The 19,205-nt window shown below is 44.3% G+C and carries 16 protein-coding genes; 11 read left to right on the forward strand and 5 right to left on the reverse strand.

Annotated features, from left to right (window positions below; genetic code table 11):
- Positions 1–4 precede the first annotated feature (4 nt).
- The 8 genes from hemW to ACLSSO_RS18590 all read left to right on the forward strand — a co-directional run bounded on the left by hemW (position 5) and on the right by ACLSSO_RS18590 (position 9,533).
- The gene (gene hemW / locus ACLSSO_RS18555; protein ID WP_413943701.1) at positions 5–1,177 is read left to right on the forward strand and encodes a radical SAM family heme chaperone HemW; all 1,173 of its coding nucleotides are present in this window, start codon (positions 5–7) and stop codon (positions 1,175–1,177) included.
- A gap of 75 nt (positions 1,178–1,252) precedes the next feature.
- Positions 1,253–1,762 (forward strand): nucleotide exchange factor GrpE, encoded by a 510-nt coding sequence (locus ACLSSO_RS18560; RefSeq protein ID WP_413943702.1) that lies wholly within the window; start codon positions 1,253–1,255, stop codon positions 1,760–1,762.
- Between the two features lie 11 nt (positions 1,763–1,773).
- Positions 1,774–2,781 (forward strand): DnaJ C-terminal domain-containing protein, encoded by a 1,008-nt coding sequence (locus ACLSSO_RS18565; protein WP_413943703.1) that lies wholly within the window; start codon positions 1,774–1,776, stop codon positions 2,779–2,781.
- Positions 2,778–4,448 (forward strand): penicillin-binding protein activator, encoded by a 1,671-nt coding sequence (locus ACLSSO_RS18570; protein ID WP_413943704.1) that lies wholly within the window; start codon positions 2,778–2,780, stop codon positions 4,446–4,448. The genes ACLSSO_RS18565 and ACLSSO_RS18570 overlap by 4 nt, the downstream gene beginning before the upstream one ends.
- A gap of 108 nt (positions 4,449–4,556) precedes the next feature.
- Entirely contained in the window at positions 4,557–4,928 is a 372-nt protein-coding gene (locus tag ACLSSO_RS18575) for a TraR/DksA family transcriptional regulator (RefSeq protein ID WP_295901818.1), read from the forward strand.
- Between the two features lie 91 nt (positions 4,929–5,019).
- Positions 5,020–5,391 carry a TraR/DksA family transcriptional regulator gene (locus tag ACLSSO_RS18580; protein WP_295901820.1) on the forward strand — a complete coding sequence of 124 codons (372 nt, stop codon included), beginning with the start codon at positions 5,020–5,022 and terminating at the stop codon, positions 5,389–5,391.
- A gap of 141 nt (positions 5,392–5,532) precedes the next feature.
- A complete protein-coding gene (lon, locus tag ACLSSO_RS18585; RefSeq protein ID WP_295901824.1) occupies positions 5,533–7,938 on the forward strand; it encodes an endopeptidase La in 2,406 nt (801 codons plus the stop codon).
- Between the two features lie 215 nt (positions 7,939–8,153).
- Positions 8,154–9,533, forward strand: a complete 1,380-nt coding sequence (locus ACLSSO_RS18590) for an HD domain-containing phosphohydrolase (RefSeq protein WP_295901827.1) — start codon at positions 8,154–8,156, stop codon at positions 9,531–9,533.
- Positions 9,534–9,558: 25 nt separating this feature from the next.
- Here ACLSSO_RS18590 and ACLSSO_RS18595 read toward each other — a convergent pair whose 3' ends face one another.
- On the reverse strand, positions 9,559–10,179 hold the full coding sequence (locus tag ACLSSO_RS18595; RefSeq protein WP_295901829.1) for a L,D-transpeptidase family protein: 621 nt from the start codon (positions 10,177–10,179) through the stop codon (positions 9,559–9,561).
- A gap of 182 nt (positions 10,180–10,361) precedes the next feature.
- Between ACLSSO_RS18595 and ACLSSO_RS18600 the strand changes: the two genes are divergently transcribed.
- Complete coding sequence (locus ACLSSO_RS18600) at positions 10,362–10,697, forward strand: hypothetical protein (protein ID WP_295901832.1); 336 nt, start codon at positions 10,362–10,364, stop codon at positions 10,695–10,697.
- Positions 10,698–10,704: 7 nt separating this feature from the next.
- Here ACLSSO_RS18600 and ACLSSO_RS18605 read toward each other — a convergent pair whose 3' ends face one another.
- Positions 10,705–11,193 (reverse strand): hypothetical protein, encoded by a 489-nt coding sequence (locus ACLSSO_RS18605; RefSeq protein WP_295901834.1) that lies wholly within the window; start codon positions 11,191–11,193, stop codon positions 10,705–10,707.
- A 271-nt stretch (positions 11,194–11,464) separates the two neighbouring features.
- Here ACLSSO_RS18605 and ACLSSO_RS18610 point away from each other — a divergent pair, with 271 nt between their 5' ends.
- Positions 11,465–12,664 carry a patatin-like phospholipase family protein gene (locus ACLSSO_RS18610; protein ID WP_295901838.1) on the forward strand — a complete coding sequence of 400 codons (1,200 nt, stop codon included), beginning with the start codon at positions 11,465–11,467 and terminating at the stop codon, positions 12,662–12,664.
- A 39-nt stretch (positions 12,665–12,703) separates the two neighbouring features.
- Here ACLSSO_RS18610 and ACLSSO_RS18615 read toward each other — a convergent pair whose 3' ends face one another.
- From ACLSSO_RS18615 to ACLSSO_RS18625, 3 genes are read right to left on the reverse strand one after another with little or no spacing between them, the layout of a single operon-like run.
- Positions 12,704–14,629 (reverse strand): DUF3488 and transglutaminase-like domain-containing protein, encoded by a 1,926-nt coding sequence (locus ACLSSO_RS18615; RefSeq protein ID WP_295901842.1) that lies wholly within the window; start codon positions 14,627–14,629, stop codon positions 12,704–12,706.
- Positions 14,626–15,570, reverse strand: coding sequence for a DUF58 domain-containing protein (locus ACLSSO_RS18620; protein WP_295901844.1), 945 nt, complete (start codon positions 15,568–15,570; stop codon positions 14,626–14,628). The genes ACLSSO_RS18615 and ACLSSO_RS18620 overlap by 4 nt, the downstream gene beginning before the upstream one ends.
- Positions 15,506–16,420, reverse strand: coding sequence for an AAA family ATPase (locus tag ACLSSO_RS18625; protein WP_295901847.1), 915 nt, complete (start codon positions 16,418–16,420; stop codon positions 15,506–15,508). The genes ACLSSO_RS18620 and ACLSSO_RS18625 overlap by 65 nt, the downstream gene beginning before the upstream one ends.
- Before the next feature lie 166 nt (positions 16,421–16,586).
- Here ACLSSO_RS18625 and ACLSSO_RS18630 point away from each other — a divergent pair, with 166 nt between their 5' ends.
- Complete coding sequence (locus tag ACLSSO_RS18630) at positions 16,587–19,187, forward strand: beta strand repeat-containing protein (RefSeq protein WP_295901850.1); 2,601 nt, start codon at positions 16,587–16,589, stop codon at positions 19,185–19,187.
- Positions 19,188–19,205: the final 18 nt, after the last annotated feature.

Here is a 19,205-nt window from a genome sequence, read left to right on the forward strand (position 1 = left end):
TCCCATGGCATTTGGCGTCTACGTTCATATCCCTTATTGCATTCAGCGTTGCACGTATTGTGACTTCGCGACTTACGAGCAAAGCAAAATTTTGCCGCCGGATCAGTACGTCGAATTGCTGTTTAAAGAAATTCGTCAGAAGCATCAGTATTACAAACCGCAAAGTCTCGACACGATCTACTTTGGCGGCGGAACACCGAGCTTGATCCCTGCTCCTCTCATTGTAGCTATTATAAAAGAGCTGGGTAGCTATGGGTACACAACTAGACCCGACACTGAAATCACCATCGAAATCAATCCGGCGACGATCAATGAAGAGAAATTGAAAATCTATTTGGACCACGGAGTAAATCGTTTCTCTGTCGGTGCTCAAACTTTCGATGATCGTTTGTTAAAAATGGTGAACCGTGAGCACAATGCAAAACAGACGCTTGAAACCCTGGACCTTTTGCGGGCTCACAATTTGAATTTTAGCTTCGACATTCTTTTTGCGCTGCCATCACAAACTGTTGAGGGCCTTAAGAACGACGTAAAGATTGCAATTGAACAAGGGGCAAAACATATCAGCCCTTATTGCCTCACGGTTCCAGATGGACATCCACTTTCAAAAGGTCGCCCTATTGATGATGAACAAGTAGAGATGTTTGACATCATCGCCGATGAATTGACGGCAAAGGGTTTTAAGCAATACGAGATTTCCAACTTCGCGATTTCTGGATATGAATCACGACACAATTTATTGTACTGGGTGGATGAACCTTATTGGGGATTGGGACTCAGTGCCCATTCTTACACAAAGGAATCCGCTTGGGGTACGCGCTACTGGAATATCAATTCCATCGGTGAATACCAAAAACAAATCCTGGCTTTTGAAGGACAACAGTTTACTTCCCCAGCTTTGCATTTGCCATCCGCGCAATATGAAGCTCTTGAAATGCATCAAGCACTTACGGACTTTTGTCATACTTCGATGCGTTTAATGCGCGGACTCAATGTTGAACAATTGGCTCAAAAGTTTCCGGTTCATGTTAGTGAAAAGGTTCAAAGTCTTCTTAAGGGCCTTGAACAAAAAGCATGGGTTCAACATGACAACGGGCATTGGTCGCTCACGCGCGACGGCCTTGTTTTAAGCAATAAAGTTTTCCAAGAATTGACGTTTTTAGAAGGCGAAATCTAAACAATTTTTATGGCCTAGCCCGCATTGACAATCCCTAATCAATACACAATCTTAAGTATTGCGAAAGGAAGTGTCATGTCTGAAGAAAACAACTCTCAAAACTCCAATCCTCCATCTGGTGAAGGCGCTTCAGAAATTCAAAAGCTTCAAGAACAAGCTGAGAAATTCAAAAACGATTTTCTTTACCTTCGTGCGGAGTTTGAAAACTATAAACGCAACGCCATCAAAGAGCGCGCTGAGCTCACAAAATACGGAGGCGAACGTTTTATCCGCGAGCTTTTAGAGGTTGTTGATAATTTCGAACGTGCTCTTTCCACAAACGTGGGTCCTGAGAACTTCTCAACTTTCAAACAAGGCATTGAAATGACTGCTCAAGAGTTGAGATCTCTTTTGCAACGCAATGCTGTTCAGGAAATCCCCTCTCAAGGCGCGCCATTTGATCCGGCTGTTCACGAAGCTTTAGGTGCAGAGCCTACCAACGAAGTGCCTCCAGGACATATCGCGCGCGTATTTAAAAAACCTTATAAACTTCACGACAAGGTTATTCGCACAGGACAAGTGATTGTCGCGAAAAAACCAGAGTAAGAGGGTGTTGATTGTCTAAAAAAGACTTCTACTCCATTTTGGGTGTCTCACGAACTGCGACGGCAGATGAGATCAAGAAAGCTTATCGCAAGCTTGCGATGCAGTTTCACCCGGATAAAAATCCCGGCGATAAAAAAGCCGAAGAGAAATTCAAAGAGATCAGCGAAGCCTACGATACATTGAGCGATACGAAAAAACGCGAAATGTATGATCAGTTCGGACACGCCGGAGCCCAACAAGGTTTCGGTGGTGCGGGCGGACCTTTCGGCGGCGCTGGCGGCTTTGGTGGTTTCGGCAGAACACACGGCGCGGGAAACAATGGTGGAGATCCTTTCCAGGACATCTTCGGTGATGTCTTTGGCGAAATTTTTGGAAATGCCCGCGGCCCAGGTGGAGCTGCCGGTGCACGCGCTCGCCGTCAACAAGCCAAGGGCACCGACCTTCGCTACACATTAAATATTTCATTTGAAGAGTCCGCTCTGGGCACTGAGAAAATCATCAGCTTTGTTCGTCAAAAAGGCGGCAAAGAGGAATCTGCAAAACTTTCTGTGAATGTTCCTGCTGGCGTGAAAGAGGGCCAACGCCTAAAACTTTCCGGCGAAGGTGATTCCGCTGCTGGCGGCGGGGCTGCGGGTGATCTTTACGTGATCATCAACATTCAAGAGCATCCTCTTTTTAAACGACACGAAAATGATGTGACTTTGGATCTTCCGATCACCTACACGGATGCGATCTTAGGAACAAATATTGAAGTTCCCACGCTCACAGGAAAAGCGATGATTCGCATTCCTCCGGGAACTCACTCGGGACAAACGTTCCGACTCAAAGGAAAAGGTTTTCCAAAACTCGGCGGATTTGGTTCCGGTGACATGCTTGTGCGCGTTCTTGTAGATACGCCTCATAATCTTTCAGCAAGACAAAAAGAACTTGTCGAAGAGCTTGCGAAGTCTACTGAAACCACTCCCCTTGTGAAAGCTTTCCAAGAAAAAGTCTCTCATCTTATGAGGAATAGAAAATGACATCTCGATTTGCGCTTTTGCTAACGGCTTGCCTTTTAGCTTCTTGTACGACGGTAGCGACAAAAAAACGTCCTCCGTACAGACCACCGACAGCGGCGGCCGCGAAAAAACCAAAAGCGATGAGCGGCATGACAACCGGAAAAACGCCAGAGCAAATTCAAAGTGAAACTTTGACGTTACCTGAGGCGCCAAAAACGGAAGATGCCTTGGAGTATCTTAAGGGCTTAGTCACACAGTCTGTTCAGGCTCCTAACAAGCAAGATCAGGAAACTTATCGTCTTCACGCGATCGACATCGTCGAAAACAAATTAAATGAAGATCAACTTGAAGACGTCGCAAAAAATTCTGACTTTGGTTATTTGCGCGCGCATGCGATGTATCGTCTTGGTGAAATGGCTTTGGATCGTAAGGATATTTCCACGGCGAAAAAATATTTTTCGGGCGTGACTGATTATATGCCGGGCAGCGACCTGGCCGTTCGTTCGCAAGATATTTTGCAACAGCTTGAAGCTTCTAAAAACGTACAAACGCAAACTGTGGGTGTTGTGTTGCCGTTAAGTGGTAAGAACGCTCCGGTTGGACAGCGAGCTTTGCGTGGCCTTGAGATGGGCTTAGGACTTCATATTCCCGGATCAAGCTTCAAATTGGCCGTGATGGACAGTGAGGGAAACCCGGACTCTGCTCGCCGTGGTGTTGAACGTCTTGTTAAGGAAGATAACGTCATCGCGATTGTTGGAAGTTTACTTAGTAAAACAGCTCCCGCGGTTGCCGCAAAATCAGATGAGCTTGGTGTTCCGACTGTCGCTCTTTCGCAAAGATCCGGTCTGACAGAAATTGGTCCTACGGTTTTCAGAAACTCTTTAACAAGCGGTATGCAGGTGCGCGCCCTTGTTCGTACGGCGATGGAAGATATGGGAATGAAGAAGTTTGCTATTCTTTATCCCAATGATCCGTACGGTATTGAGTTCACAAATATTTTTTGGGATGAAGTTCTAGCACGCGGTGGACAGATTACGGCGGTGCAAACATATTCAACTAAAGAGACAGATTTCCGTCTTGTCATTCAACGACTTGTTGGGACTTATTTCGGTGAAGCACGCCAAGACGAGTTCTCTGTGCGCCTTAAAGAGCTGCAACACAGTGATAAAAAAAGATCTGTGCGCCAATCAAATCTTGAAACAGTTCTTCCACCGGTTACAGATTTCGACGCGATCTTTATTCCTGACAGCGTGAAAGCAATGGGACAAATTTCTGCGATGCTTTCTTATAACGATGTCCGCAACGTGAAACTTTTGGGCACGAATTTGTGGAATACAAAAGACGTCGCTCGTCGCGCGGGAAACTTTGCGAACAATTTGCTTTTCGTGGATAGTATTTCTCCGACAGCACAAACTAGATCTCGCTTCATGAATGAGTATAAGTCTTTATATAACGAAGAGCCGTCTCTTATCGAAATCCAAGCGTATGATGCGGGCCTTATCTTGCGTCAGTTGATCGCTTCAGGTGCGAGCTCTCGTGAAGAATTAACGCAGAAACTGACATCCTTAAAGCGTTTCCCTGGAGCCCTGGGCACTCTTTCAATGAATGCTGAGCGCGAAATTGAACGTCCAGTCACCCCCCTAACTGTTGAAAAGGGCGAGGTTATTCCCACTAAGCTTGTAAAATAGTTCCCATAAGTATTTTTTATGACGATTTTTTAACCCCCGACTTTGGGTGTCCTGTCTAAGGAACACCAGCGACGATGAGAGTCGCAAAATCTAAAGAAGGGGGTTGTTATGACAAGTCGTATCTCTGAAAACTTAGTGATGGAGTGCAGAAAGAAACTTCTAATTGCAAAACAGGATGTTTTGAATCGCTTCAGAACAGCCCAACGCGAACTAGTCCATGTGGAAAAAGGTGGCGACGAGGCGGATCAATCGGTCGCACACATTGCTGAACATTCATTCTTGGTGTCCCAAGAGCGCATGAGAAATCAATTGGTAGAAATTGAAATGGCCTTAGCACGCATCGAGCAAGGAACTTTCGGAATCTGTGAAGAGACGGAAGAGATGATTGAGGCTGATAGATTGTTAGCAATTCCTTGGACACGCCTCAGTATCGAGGGTGCAGAACTTCGAGAAGCGGTTGGTCGTAAGTTTGCACGCTAAATAATCACGCGCCGCTTTTTTCGTGACAGTCATTCATTCCCCCGTAATAAGGAAACCAATTTCGGCCAGGATCATCATATCGGGGGGTGAGATGAACGTAACCGAACTGTCAGAAACAGAATTAAAAAACTTGAAAGAATCTTTGCTCTTCCAAAAGAGTTCGATTCTGAACAAGACACATGAATTCAAAGCAGAGCAATCTAGCATCACATCTGTCGCAGATGAAGCTGAGGTTGCATCTCTGGATATCTCTAATAATATTTCCATTCATCTTCATGAAAGAGATCGTACAGCGCTCTATGCAATCGAAAGAGCTCTTTCTAAAATTGCGGATGGGACTTATGGCCAGTGCGAAGCTTGCGGTGAAATTATCAGCGCACGCAGACTTCAGGCTCGTCCATTCACAGCCCTTTGTATTGATTGCATGGAAGAACAAGAGAGCCATTCTAATCTTTTCCAATAATGCTCAGTAAATCTCATTGGATGAGGTCTACTGACATGGATGTCAGTCCAATTTTTAAATTTTGATTTAAGCTCCCACTGTCTCACGCCGAGAAGACTCATACGAGAAAACAAATATTCCCGCATTACGCGGAGGAGCGGTATGAGTTTTGACGATAAAGTTCTAGAAATCCCACAGACATTGCCAATGTTACCTGTGAGAGACATCGTAGTATTCCCCTACATGATTATTCCATTGTTCGTAGGGCGTGATGCTTCGATCCGCTCAGTTGAAGAAGCACTAGCAAAGAATCGCCTGATCTTTTTGGCTTCACAAAAAGATATCACGGAAGAAAATCCATCTCCTGACAACATCTACACAGTAGGTACTGTAGCGATGATCATGAGAATGAGAAAACTTTCTGACGGCCGTGTTAAAATCCTTATCCAAGGTGTAGCAAAAGGCCGCGTGAAAAATTTCACAAAGACAGCTCCTTCTTTTGAAGTGGCCGTAGAAAAAATCGAAGACATCCCAACACAAAAAACTGTTGTTGAAAATGAGGCTTTGATCAGAACAGCCAAAGAGCACATCGAGCGTATCATCGCTCTAGGTCGCCCTCTTTCTCCAGACATCTTGTTAGTGTTGGACGATGTTTCTGATCCAGGTCGTATCGCTGATTTGATTGCTTCTAACTTAGGTATCAAAGTTCAAGACGCTCAAAAAGTTCTTGAGACTTCAGATGCAACAGAAAGACTTCGTCTAGTTAACGAAATCTTGGCTGCTGAACTTGAAGTGATGCAAGCTCAACAAAAGAATCGCGCTGGCGGCAAAGAAGATATGTCGAAGTCACAACGCGAATACTTCTTGCGCGAGCAAATGAAAGCTATAAAGAATGAGCTCGGTGAAGGTGACTCTAAATCTGAAGAGATGGATGAACTTCGCGAGAAACTAGTTAACGCCGGCATGCCACCAAATGTTGAAGCCGAAGCGTTGAAACAGCTTGGACGTTTGGAGCGTATGCATCCAGATGCTTCTGAAGCAACAATGGTTCGCACATACCTTGACTGGATGGCGGATCTTCCTTGGAGCAAAAAATCTGAAGATCATATTGATCTTAAGCGCTCTAAAGAAATTTTGGATGAAGATCACTACGAACTTGAAAAAGCAAAAGACCGTATCATGGAGTTCTTGGCTGTACGTAAACTTAAGCCAAATCTTAAAGGTCCAATCCTTTGCTTCGGTGGTCCTCCAGGTGTAGGTAAGACATCTTTGGGTAAATCTATCGCTCGCGCGATGGGCCGTGAATACTTCCGTATCGCTTTGGGCGGCGTGAAGGATGAAGCGGAAATCCGTGGTCACCGTCGTACGTATGTCGGCGCGATGCCTGGTAAAATTATCCAAGCTCTTCGCCAAGCGAAAACAAACAATCCAGTTATCGTTCTCGATGAGGTTGATAAATTGGGTTCTGATTTCCGCGGTGACCCTTCAGCAGCCATGCTTGAGGTTTTGGATCCGGAACAAAATTCAACTTTCCGCGACAACTACTTGAACGTCGATTTCGATCTTTCAAATGTGTTGTTCATCGCAACTGCCAACGTGTTGGAAAATATTCCACCAGCATTGCGTGACCGTATGGAAATCTTGAATATTCCTGGTTACACAGAAAACGATAAACTTTTGATCACGAAAAAACATTTGATCAGAAGACAAATTGAAGCCAACGGTATCACTGAAGAAAACATCAAGTTTACTGATGAAGGTATCAAGTACTTGATCGCAGGCTACACTCGTGAAGCAGGTCTTCGTAACCTTGAGCGTGAAGTAGGTTCAGTTTGCCGTAAAGTGGCTAAAATGGTTGTGATGGGCGAAGCAAACTTTGTTGAGGTAACTCCAACAACAGTTCCTGAATTGCTCGGTCCTCCAAGATTCCAACGCGATGACAAGATCGCTGACTCTCAAGTCGGTGTTGTTCAAGGTCTTGCGTGGACACAAGCTGGTGGTGAAGTTCTCACTATCGAAGCTTTGAAAATGAAAGGTAAAGGACATCTTGCACTCACAGGTCAACTTGGCGATGTGATGAAAGAGTCTGCTCACGCTGCGATGTCTTACGCTCGTGCGCACCAGGAAGAACTTGGTATCCCTGAGGACTTCTTTGAAAAGTATGATGTTCACGTTCACTTGCCTGCGGGTGCAATCCCTAAGGATGGTCCTTCTGCTGGTATCACGCTTACGACCGCTCTTGTAAGTTTGATGACTGGAACTCCTGTTCGTCACGATATCGCGATGACAGGTGAAGTGACTCTCCAAGGTCGCGTGCTTCCTGTCGGCGGTATCCGTGAGAAGTGTTTAGCGGCTTTGAACTTAGGAATTACAAACATCATTATCCCATTGGCTTGCCAAAAGGATCTTGCTGACATCCCTAAGATCTTCAAAGACAAAATCAACTTCATCTTGGCTGAAAACCTTGATGAAGTCTTCGCGGTGGCATTCGATAAGAGTGCAAAGGCCCAGGACAAAAAGCCTGCTGCGAAAAAAGATCCGAAAAAATCAAAGAGCTTGGCTGCTTAATCCGTAGCCCAAGCCCATCGCCCCTCCCAAAACGATGAAACGAAAAAGGACTAGAGAAATCTGGTCCTTTTTCTTTTTTAAAAAACCCTCAATACTTTCGTCATAGTACATTCCACATATATCTATTTAGAAAAATTAAGTGTTAGTTATCATGATTAGCTGGCCTTACTTTGACCAAATCTTGAAGAGTACGATCAATGCTGAGGTGTTGATCTATGCGAAATTTAGATTTAGCTATTGTGTCTCCTCAGGAAAAGTTTCGTAAACGTGCGGAAAATAGTGCTCGCATTTTTGATTTCGAATTTCAGTCTTTTGAAAGTGATGACGATTTTTTCACCAAGTCTGAAACCTACAAAGTTATCACCTGTGTTTTACTGGATTGTAGTCACCTAACAAAACCCAACGAGATCGCAGGTCTTGTGCAGGTCGCTCGGCAAGGCGCTCCTGATAGTTATATTCTGGCTATCGCAAGTTCCAAACTTCAGCCCGAAGATGCGCGAGTTATAAAAACATCCGGTGCTTCGCTAGTGATGATGGAAAATGAATATATTGCTTCAAGCAAGCTGGAATTTATTTTAAGCCAAGTCATTCGCTCCGCTTACATTCCAGTTAAAACCGTCGACTTGATCGAGGGAACTGAGCCCACATTTCCGTTATTTTATCTTATGCCAATCAATAAGAAATTTTTGAAAGTCGGAAAACCAGGAAACACCATTCGTCGCGATTTTTTGGAGAAGTACAAAGAGATCGGCGAACTCTACTTGCGGCGCACAGATCTTGATGCCTGGGTTGAATACACAAATAGTTTTAGCGCGGAAGACAGCGATAGTTTAATCCGAAAATGCCGACTTAAATTTTTGCAGCTGAATCAATCTTTCTTGAACCTTGTGCTGCTTGTGACAGATCAGAGTTCTAGTGCTTCATTTGCCCAGGGAAAGGATCTTTACGATATTTGCCAAAAATTCGCAGCCGATCTTTTAGAGTCACTCATTCACATCAAAGACCCGTGGCTTGTTATCAGCAGTTCCGCAATTGGGGATTTTGGCTCCGTCGAACGGGCTCCTTCCATTGCCGCCTATGCGGGCCTTCTAAGTTCAGAGTCTAAAACAGGTAACGCCAAAGAGATCATGATTGGCGCTTTGCTCTCTGACGTTGGTTACTTGGATTTGAGTCCGTCGACGACACAAAAAATTCGCGAGAATCATTATCAAGAAATGAACGCCGAAGAACAGATGGAATACCAAAAACACCCCATCTACAGTTTGAATCAGTGTCTTTCGCGAAAACTTCCTCTTACGGAAAGCATCAAAGATATTATTCTGCAAAGTCACGAGCGCGTTGATCAAAAAGGTTTTCCCAACAAGCCTCGCTCCGACAAACTTACAGAAGCCGCAATGCTGGTTCGTCTTTGTTGGGATTTGGACACTCGAACTCAGGTGCGCATGGGCGAAGCTCGCCCAAATATTGACATGGTGAAAGCTCAACTCGCACAAGCGATTACGAACGAGACTGGAAATTATTCGATTGGTTTTCTGGTGAAGATATCGAAATTTTTAAAACCGAAGGTCCGAAACGACGACGTGATTATCGTATAAAAAAGGGAGCTTACGCTCCCCGCTTTTATTCGTGAACTGTGATCCACACATTGTAGATACCCTGTTGTCTTACAAGGCGATTGAAGTAGTAAGCATTATCAGGATGAACGCGAATGCAACCATGAGAAGCGCGGGAGCCTAATTTTTTCCAATTGCTCTCTGCCGTTCCGTGAATGGCAAATCCACCGCTAATGAAAACCGCGTAAGGCATGTTACCCAAACCTTTATAGTCTCCACCGGGATATTTTGTTGAAGTGTATTTATCGTAAATACGACCGTTTGGATTCGTATCAAAGTCAGGAGTTCCGTGACCTGGAGCGCCTGTTGAAACTTTCCATGTCGCTGAATGAACGCCATTCAAGTGAAGGTAAAGCTCTTGTCTTGATCTGGAAACTTGCACCCACACTGGGCACTCGGCGCGGAAACAACCTTTACCGAAAGGCTGCAAAAGGTTTTCGATGAACGGAGAAGATCCCGTTTCTTCTTGATAGATTTTATCCAAGTTTTCCAAAGTCTGTTCGATGTTTGGATCAAAAGGATTGAGTTCATCCATCACGTTGTCGGATGAATCCACTGCTTGAGTTTGAGCGTGAGCTGAAAACGCCGTGGCGAAAACCAGGAAAATCGCTGCTGCAAATGATTTCATGACTGAAACCCCCTTCATGTCAGGGGTCAAATATCGGTTGCATTAACTTTTGGCAATGAAGATATCGTAAGAAACGCGCTGTCCTGAAATGTAATTTCAAAGAAACGTTTTCATGGAAATTGTTCGTTAGAATATCTGATCTAAACTGAAGACCAAACATCTAAAAAAAGGAGAGCGTTCCCATGGCGTACGGAATTATTCACTTCTTTCCTAATGGAACCAAAGAACAATACGATGCGACTCTAGCATTAGTCCATCCCGATAAAAACTCACTCCCAAAAGGACAGCTTGTTCATATCGCCGGCCCTACAAAAGACGGTTGGACCGTTTCGGTCGTGCATGATTCCAAAGAGTCCTGGGAAAAATTTAAAAATGAAACTTTGATGCCAAAACTAACTGGTGGAGTTAAAGGTGGTTTCTCGGGTCCTCCACAAGAAACGGCTTTTGAAATCTATAACTTCAGACAAGCCAGTGGCAGTGCTAAATCCAGCGAGTCACAAAGAGAGGCTAATATTTAAACGGTATTTACTGTTTGAAGCCCTTAAGACGTTCGTTTTCGGATTCAAGAACACGGACCAATGTTTTTAGGTCCGTGACTTCATCCTTCAGTTGGAAGATTTGCTCTTCTTTTTCCTGAAGGATTTGTGTGTAGGCTTTTTTGAGTTCGTTAAGAAGTTTGTTGGCGGCAGTCAAAATGGGCTCATCCTTATTTGCCTTCATGGCTTTGTCTAGGTCCTGAGCCTTCATTTCGTCTTTTGAAGAAGCTGACATAGTGTCACTACCTTTCATCATTCCATGATGAGCACCCACCAAGGCGCTTTCGCTTTCTTGGGAGGGGCGATGTACTCGTTGATGGGTACCCATCGGTTCGTCCATGATGAAGTACTTGCCGTCTTCAAATCGGAATTTAATGTCGTCAGCTTTGATTCTACGGCGGAGTGTACTCACACTAATTTTGTACTTAGTGGAATAGTCCGTTAGCGGTAACCAAGAACCAACTTGCTCTACGTTCATTAAATTCCCCATTCAAGCATTTCGGGAAGGTGGTCAGCCCTACTCAGCCTGCGTATCCAACATTATCACACGACTTCGGTCTGTCAAAGTTTGTGTGAGTAGTTATTCAAATTCAAGAAAATTCAGGACCTTGATCTGGTTAATCATGTGTCAAATACTGCCTATCCACTAGACCTTGGTCTGACTACGCAACCCTAAGTCATGGATTTTCTTAGGGTTGAAAGAATTCTTTGCTCCTTTTGGAGGAAAGTCCGATACTAAAGGAATCAATATGCGGATTCGTGATAAGAAAAAAGTGGCCCTAGTATTGAGCGGTGGCGGCATTAAAGCTGCGGCTTTTCACATTGGGGTTTGCTTAGCTTTACAAGAAAAAGGATTCAAGTTTGCTGGCGGAACCAAAGAGATGGTGCGTCAGAACTTTAAGGACGATGATCCTTTTACGATCCGTTTGTACGTGGGTTCCAGCGCTGGAGCTTTTGTCGCTTCGATTCTTGCTGCCGGCTACTCCGTTGAATCTTTGATCAACGCTTTCCAAATCGGATCAGGGACCACACCGACTTTTGATAAATCGGATCTTCGTTATTTAAAGCCGATTTCTTATCGCGATATTTTCAACCTCAACTCAAGCGGTCTTTTGAAGTTCATTCCTAGAACTTTGATGGAAAAAGCTTTGGTCACCGGAGGTCTGGAATCGCTTTTAAAAAACGGTTTGAAACTGAACGGTCTTTTCTCAACCAAGGGAATCGAAAGTTATCTGCGTAAAGAGGTCCTGCTGGATAACGACTTTGCTCGTTTGGGCGTGGGCCTTTTTATCATCGGCACACAATTGAATCATACCCGTAAAGCCATCTTCGGAAATTTCCCGGAGTCTTATAAAAACGAAAGCACGAAGTACATCAACTATGCGACCATCAGCGATGCAGTGGCTTGCTCAACTTCTTTGCCGCCGGTTTTTGCTCCTTACGGAATCACTCGTCCCGATGGAAAAGAGATTTTCTATTATGACGGAGAAATCCGCGACACTCTTTCAACCCACGTGGCCGCTGACTACGGAGCTGATTTAGTTATTTCTTCTTACTCGATTCAGCCTTACCACTACACGAAAGAGATGGGTTCACTCCATGACTATGGAATTCCGCTCATTGCCAACCAAGCTCTTTACCAAGTGGTTCAGCAAAAGATCACTCGTCATATTCAATACAAAAACGATATTCGCGGAATCTACAATGCGGTGGATGGCTACTTCAAACAGATGAACTTGCCTCCAGAGCATCGTGATAAACTCCTTGAAATCATTCGCAATCGCGTAAACTACCGCCCCGAAGTGGATTACATCTATATCTCTCCACGCCCACAGAACTACGAAATGTTCTTCGTTGATCACTTTAGCTTAAATCCCGAAATCCTAGCGCGCATCGTGCGTATCGGATTTAAATCAGGCATCAACGCCCTCCGCCAGTTCGACATCTAAAAGGTGCCTGCTTCTTTTTTCTGGCTACAGCGCGCAAAATTAGCGATGACTTTCCCGCCAAAACGCCAATATTTTTTTTGCGTCTTCTTCCGGATTCATTCGTGCATATATTTTTTGATCATAGAAACGACCGATTCGGTTGAGGATATCCTTATCTTGAGGAAACTCTTTTTGCAGTCTCTCAAGAAAACTTAAAGGCGGTTCAGAAAGCTCTCGCGGGAGTCTTTGATTCTGCGCCCATGTCTCTACCGCATGAATCAAAACTTGTTCTTCCGTCAGTAAACCTTTCTGTTTAAAAAGACTGCGGAAAATAAAAACAAAGAGAACAAGAATGATTGCGAGAGCGAACGACAAACCCGCTTTATATTCGGTAAAACTTTTCCAAAGACTTTGTTGAGAAGATTTATCGAAGTCGATGAGGAAATAAGTCCATCGGTAGTTGAGGTTCTCAACCCAAAAACTCATTTCATCCCACAAAAGGAATTGTTCTTTGGCTGGAGGACGCCAATCGACGGATCTCGCGAAGGCTCTTTGATCTTCTTCTGAAAGACCGAAAAATTCTTCAGCTCCGATGATGATTCGTAATGGAGCGACCCACATCGTGGGATCAATTCGCTTCCAAGATTTACCGGTGTAAACTTCAACCCATGCGTGGGCGTCTTTTTGAGCGATCTTCCAAAAATCCCCAAGTGGATTGTATCTTCCACCCTGATAACCCACGACAACTCGTGAAGGAATACCGAGGGACCTCGCGAGAGTTGCGTAGGCTCCAGCAAAGTGTTCACAGAATCCTTGTTTTCTTTCGAAGAGGAATTTTTCTAAATCATTGGGTCCGTAAATTCCGGGACTTAATGTGTAAACAAATCCGCCCTCGGCAAAAAGTTTTTGAATTTCTTTAAGGCGGTCTTCTTCGCTTAAGTTTTTCTTTTTTATATTTTCAACCCATTCAAAGACACGGCCTTGTACGGGCGGAGCTTTTAAAAATTCTTCGTCGGGTACTTCTTTATTTATTCCTGCTTCTGTCCAAATTGCGCGATAGACCGATGGCTTTGAAATAGGACGTGAAGCTCTAAAGATAGATTGATGAAGAGGCAGAACCGTATTGGATTCGAGTTGCACTCTTTGAGTTCCATCCAAAACGAATAAGAACGTCTGCGATGTAGGTTCCATCGCGACCTCATACGTGTATTCTTTCTCAGACTTTCTTTCTTCATGCGTCTGAAGAATCGGTCTTCCCGGTCGCCAGCTTAAACCACGTGATGATGTTAAAACAGACCCGCGCCAATAAAGATCTGATGATTTTTTTAAAGGCAAATCTGAAATCTTCGCACGAAAAGCAATCGCAGGATTTGCCGCAAGCTCAGCAACTCTGCCTGGGTTGATTTCATCAGTAAATCCGATTTCTCCATACTGTGATCCTCCACGCGACATCGCCCACGGCAAAACAAAGCGCGGAAACGCGAAGAACAAAATAACGGCCGCCGGAATGGAAAGGACAAATATTTTGAGTAACGCTTTTGATCTTGCTGGAAGCCCTGACGGAAGAAGTGAATACCACAGTCCTCCAAAAGAAAGAGCCGAGGGAAGAATCCAATAGATATCGAGAGTGAAAAGAGACTTTACGGAAATCAGAACGAAGCCTAAAAGCACAACGAACTTATGATCCCGTTCCGTTTCGTAGTCCATGATTCTTAATGCAGAAAGAGCCAAGAGAAATGTATAAGAGGGTTCTTGTCCAATGAGCGTCCGAAACTGAATCAATGTTTGCACAAGGAGCAGAATACTAAGGGCGCCCGTCACTTTTCTAGAAAGCGGTTTCCAGTTTAGGTTTTCTACGCCCCACTTCCAAAAAAGCATCGCAAAACTAAATACCGCAATCCATGTGGAAACTTCGAGAGCCACCATTGCCATCGCCGTCACAAATGAAATCGCTAAGGCTTTCTGCGAATAAAACTTTCTGGTCACGACACATCTCCAGCAGATAAAAGAGCCAGAGTTTCAAGACACATTTTCCAATGAGCGGAACCTCTTTCAAGAGGTGTCTTTTTATTGTTCAATTCGAGAGAATAAGCGTGCCCTCTTTTTTCTGCCTCATCTATCCAGAGACAAAGTTGGGAAACGCGTGCTTCAAAATCAGAAAGATGAGATGTTTGCTCCCAGGAAAACCGCAGAGAAGGTTTTTCCATCTCTTCAAAGTTTTTTACTAGCAGCTCTTGCCTTCTTGCACTCGCTCGCCAATCAATACGCATCATTGAGTCCGAGCTTTGGTATTCCCTGTGATCACGAAATAGTCCTGAATTTTTTAATTCTTCAGAGCCATAGGATTTTTGTGGAAATTGCGAATCCCCTTTTCTTGCGGGGTAAACTAAAACTTCCCGAGGCTTTTTAAAAACCTTCCACGCACGCAGAAGGCCAAAAGGAAATGTGCTTTGCAGAATCAGGCGCGGAAGAATTACGCGTCCTCGTTTATTTGCTTTCCAGTAAACGGATACATTTTCTTCAGAAGAAGGATTTAAAGAAGATAACTCTGATCGTTCGTCTGTTTTTTCAAAGAAGACAACGAGGCTCCATGCCGGAGCTGTAAAATAATTTTTGAGGTGTACAACTAAAACATTTCTTTCTTCCGCGAAAACATTTTCGGCATAAATATTTTCTGCCTCGACGCCATCCACATTCTTATTCGTAATAAGAACACTGGTAAGAGCCACAGAAATTAAAAAGAAAACAAAGATATAAATAAGATTATTCGCATAACCGACCGCGAAGAAAAACAATACCAGCGCCATCGCTCCAAAAGCGAAACCGAAAGCACTTGGAACAATATATGTTCTTGTTCTTTTCCTAGACAGGAACTGGCGTGCTTTTTTGTAAAGCCCCTGCCCATTCACGGCCTCGCTTGATGCCATGATTTCCTCCCAGACGGTGACCTAATACAGGAACTAAAATTTGTTGCACATCTTCAGGGCGCACATAGCTTCGACCTTCCATGAAGGCCCACGCCTTCGCCGCTTTTGCGAGAGCCATTCCCGCACGAGTCGAAAGAGGTGTTCCTTCAAATCCTGCACGACGAGATTTCTCTAAAAGATCCGCGATATAATTTGCGACGGCTTGTGATACTAGCACCTTTTCGACTTGAGAAAGAGCTTCCGAGATTTCATTCTCAGAGAAAATAGATTTCACGTTTTGCAAAAGATGACGTGGATCTTCACCTTGCAGAATGCGCACTTCCGTTTCCTTCGAAGCGTGATGCAATTCCAAGCTCATCAAAAATCGATCGAGCTGACTTTCAGGTAAGGGAAAAGTTCCCATCTGCTGATGCGGATTCTGTGTCGCAATCACATAGAAAGGACGAGGAAGAGCCCACGTATTTCCATCCACAGAAACTTCGCCCTCTTCCATTGCCTGAAGCAAAGCACTCTGCGTGCGGGGGCTTGCGCGATTGAGTTCATCAGCCATCACAAGTTGTGAAAACAGAGGTCCTTCATGAAAAACAAACTTATGCTCTTGCGGATGAAATACTTGCCCGCCGATTACATCGGCCGGAAGAAGATCAATTGTAAATTGAATGCGACGAGTTTTAAGACCTAAAAGTTTTCCAAGAACTTGCACCAAAGTGGTCTTTCCCACTCCGGGCAAGTCTTCAATCAAAAGATGTCCGCCTGCGAGCAAACAAGTGATTGCCAAACGGATTTCCACATTCTTATCCAGGACAACTTTCGACGCTTCAGAGATGAGTTCGTGAAACTTTTGATTCATAGATCTTAACGATACGTGGGCTTTGAATATTGAACCAATGTTTTGACGGCGGCGCCTGACCAAGGTCTATTAATCGTTTTTTGTTTTGATTAACATTTTTGCCTCAATAAATATAAACACGATAAATTTATAATCAAAATTTAGTTTTTAACACCCTGGAGGCCTGGTGAAAAGCAGAAATACCGTATTAAGTTTAGTGTCTAAAAGGGTTCGGTTTGCCTTAGTCATTCAGTTATCTATTGCTTCCATAGCTTTCGCTGATTGTCCTCTAAACATCTCCAGTGCGACTCCCTTGATGTGTAACAGCTATGAATTTGGAATGCCCGTAAATATAACCAATCCAACTGGAGGCCCGTCACTAACAGTGATGGACGGCCATGTCGGTATTGGAGTCCTTAATCCACTTGCGAGACTTGATGTAGCGTATGGGATTCCTACTGGAGACTCTGCGGATCATTTTGTCGCAAACCAATCGACCGCTTCTATAAATGTAAATTCAAATTATTCAGGAACGATTTCCAGCGTAATCGGACACATTGTCACAGGCCCAGCCCAAGAAGGTGTTATTAACTCGGTAACAGGTGTATCTGGAGTTATTAAACACAGTGGGATTGGTAGTCTTACTAACGCTACCGGGCTTCAATCTTCATTAAGCAATGTTTCGACAGGCACAATAACAAATGCGTATGGTCTTACAATACTCGCCCCGCTTAATACTGGTGGGGGTACAGTTGAGAATTTTTACGGAGTTTATGTAGATACTCCGACGGCAGCGAACACTAATTTCGCTGTATATTCAAAAGGTGGATTAAATTATTTTGGCGGGAATGTCGGTATCGGCACTACGACTCCCAGTTCCGAGTTAGATGTTGCTGGGGTTATCAGAGCTGATCAAATCTGTGATCGTAACGGCACAAACTGCAAAGTCATTTCTACAGGATGGGGATCTGGCGGAGGAGGCGGTAGTGGCTCGGGGACTGTTACTTCCATTGCAACAGGGACCGGTCTCGTGGGCGGAACGATAACTACCTCTGGAACAATTTCCGTTGATGTTGGAACCACCGCAAATAAAATAGTTCAGCTAAACAGTACTGCACAACTGCCTGCTATAAACGGAGCAAATTTAACTGACATTAATGCATCTAAAATTAGCGGAAGTTCTGTATCTATTCTGACGGCAACGTCAGGGCAGTACCTCGGCTACAATGGAACTTCTTGGACAAATAAGTCTATTTCAATATCAGACATTTCAAACTTATCTACACAGCTAAGCAATAAACTCGACGCTTCAAATATGCCTGCAAGTTGCGGCGTGAATCAAACCCTAACATTCACATCGCCCACCGGCATGTGGGCGTGTAGCGATATCGTAATCATTCCAAGCGCGTTTGGCTCTCAAGCGCAAAACCTTGTTCTTGCTTCGCCATCCAATAGTTCTGGCACAGCCACATTTAGAACTCTCTCAGAGTTAGATCTGCCATCGTCAGTCACATCAGCTCTTTGGACTTCCAGCGGAAGTAATATTTATCGTTCCGCCGGCAACGTGGGCATCGGGACCTCAACACCTACAAGTCCACTCACGGTTTCGGGCACGATTGAGTCAACATCAGGTGGATTTAAATTTCCGGACGGCTCAGTACAAACGACGGCCGCTTCGGGTGGCGGAGGAGGCAGTTCCATCGGCGCAATTCTGCCGATTGGTATCCAAATTGGAAATCAGTCTTTCGGTCCGTCAGCTCAAGGAACTGGTAATATTGCTATCGGTTTAGGACCATTGCAATCCTTAACCAATGGTTCAAATAATATTGCGATAGGTATGAACGCAATGCTTACTGTAGCGACACCCGCACAACGTAACGTAGCCATCGGTAATCAGGCTTTGAAAATGAGCACTTACGCATCCGATAATGTCGCAGTAGGTGACTTAGCTTTGAGTGCCGCAACAACTAGCGTAAATAATGTAGCAATTGGGTCAGGTGCCGGCAAAGACAGCACTGCAAGTGAAAATGTTTATATCGGTCCATATACTGGAATATCCGCAACGAGCTCAGGAAGTGTTGTGGCGATTGGAAGCAATGCCTCCAGATGGACTACATCAGGTAAATCTATTGCAATTGGTTACAGGGCTGCCAACGCAAATAAAACTGGAGACGTAATTGCCATTGGAAAAGAAGCAGCATCGGCGAGTACTACTGGAAGTATAATTGCCATTGGTACTAACGCGGGATTTTATAATGGCGCCGGAACCCAAAATATTGCAATAGGACAGGATTCTCTGGTTGCTTCCCATGGAAACAACAATATAGCGATAGGTCACTCTTCGGGCTACTACTTAACTACCGGCTCGGGAAATATTATTCTTGGAACCACAACAGAAAATCTAACAACTTCTTCTTCTAACAACATTATTATCGGATACAATTTGGGACCTGCAGTATATGAAGGAAGTAATATACTTGCCATTGGCAACGCAATTTATGGAACAAATGCGGACAGCTCATCTCCTGTAACAAACGCTAAAATCGGAATCGGAACAAAAACACCAGGCTCTCTCCTTGATGTCGCCGGCACTCTTCGTGTTGAAAAAATATGTGATCGCAATGGAACCAATTGTAAAACTCTAGCAAGCGGATGGAATTTAAGCTCTCAATCGAACCAAGAGTTGATCGGAAAGATCAATACACTTCAAAAAAGGAATGACGATCTGGAGAAAAGATTGGCGCACCTTGAAAAACTGCTATCGACAAAAGCGGTTGCAAAAAAATAAACGCGTCTTGTTTGAAAA

The sequence above is a fragment of the Bdellovibrio sp. HCB-162 genome (assembly GCF_047344985.1).
In the GTDB taxonomy this organism is placed as follows: domain Bacteria; phylum Bdellovibrionota; class Bdellovibrionia; order Bdellovibrionales; family Bdellovibrionaceae; genus Bdellovibrio.

What these genes read in the sequence shown, in the direction of transcription:
- hemW (WP_413943701.1), top strand. Translation starts at nt 5, where the DNA reads ATGGCATTTGGCGTCTACGTTCATATCCCTTATTGCATTCAGCGTTGC.
- ACLSSO_RS18560 (WP_413943702.1), top strand. Translation starts at nt 1,253, where the DNA reads ATGTCTGAAGAAAACAACTCTCAAAACTCCAATCCTCCATCTGGTGAA.
- ACLSSO_RS18570 (WP_413943704.1), top strand. Translation starts at nt 2,778, where the DNA reads ATGACATCTCGATTTGCGCTTTTGCTAACGGCTTGCCTTTTAGCTTCT.
- ACLSSO_RS18575 (WP_295901818.1), top strand. Translation starts at nt 4,557, where the DNA reads ATGACAAGTCGTATCTCTGAAAACTTAGTGATGGAGTGCAGAAAGAAA.
- ACLSSO_RS18580 (WP_295901820.1), top strand. Translation starts at nt 5,020, where the DNA reads ATGAACGTAACCGAACTGTCAGAAACAGAATTAAAAAACTTGAAAGAA.
- lon (WP_295901824.1), top strand. Translation starts at nt 5,533, where the DNA reads ATGAGTTTTGACGATAAAGTTCTAGAAATCCCACAGACATTGCCAATG.
- ACLSSO_RS18590 (WP_295901827.1), top strand. Translation starts at nt 8,154, where the DNA reads ATGCGAAATTTAGATTTAGCTATTGTGTCTCCTCAGGAAAAGTTTCGT.
- ACLSSO_RS18595 (WP_295901829.1), bottom strand. Translation starts at nt 10,179, where the DNA reads ATGAAATCATTTGCAGCAGCGATTTTCCTGGTTTTCGCCACGGCGTTT.
- ACLSSO_RS18600 (WP_295901832.1), top strand. Translation starts at nt 10,362, where the DNA reads ATGGCGTACGGAATTATTCACTTCTTTCCTAATGGAACCAAAGAACAA.
- ACLSSO_RS18605 (WP_295901834.1), bottom strand. Translation starts at nt 11,193, where the DNA reads ATGAACGTAGAGCAAGTTGGTTCTTGGTTACCGCTAACGGACTATTCC.
- ACLSSO_RS18610 (WP_295901838.1), top strand. Translation starts at nt 11,465, where the DNA reads ATGCGGATTCGTGATAAGAAAAAAGTGGCCCTAGTATTGAGCGGTGGC.
- ACLSSO_RS18620 (WP_295901844.1), bottom strand. Translation starts at nt 15,570, where the DNA reads ATGGCATCAAGCGAGGCCGTGAATGGGCAGGGGCTTTACAAAAAAGCA.
- ACLSSO_RS18625 (WP_295901847.1), bottom strand. Translation starts at nt 16,420, where the DNA reads ATGAATCAAAAGTTTCACGAACTCATCTCTGAAGCGTCGAAAGTTGTC.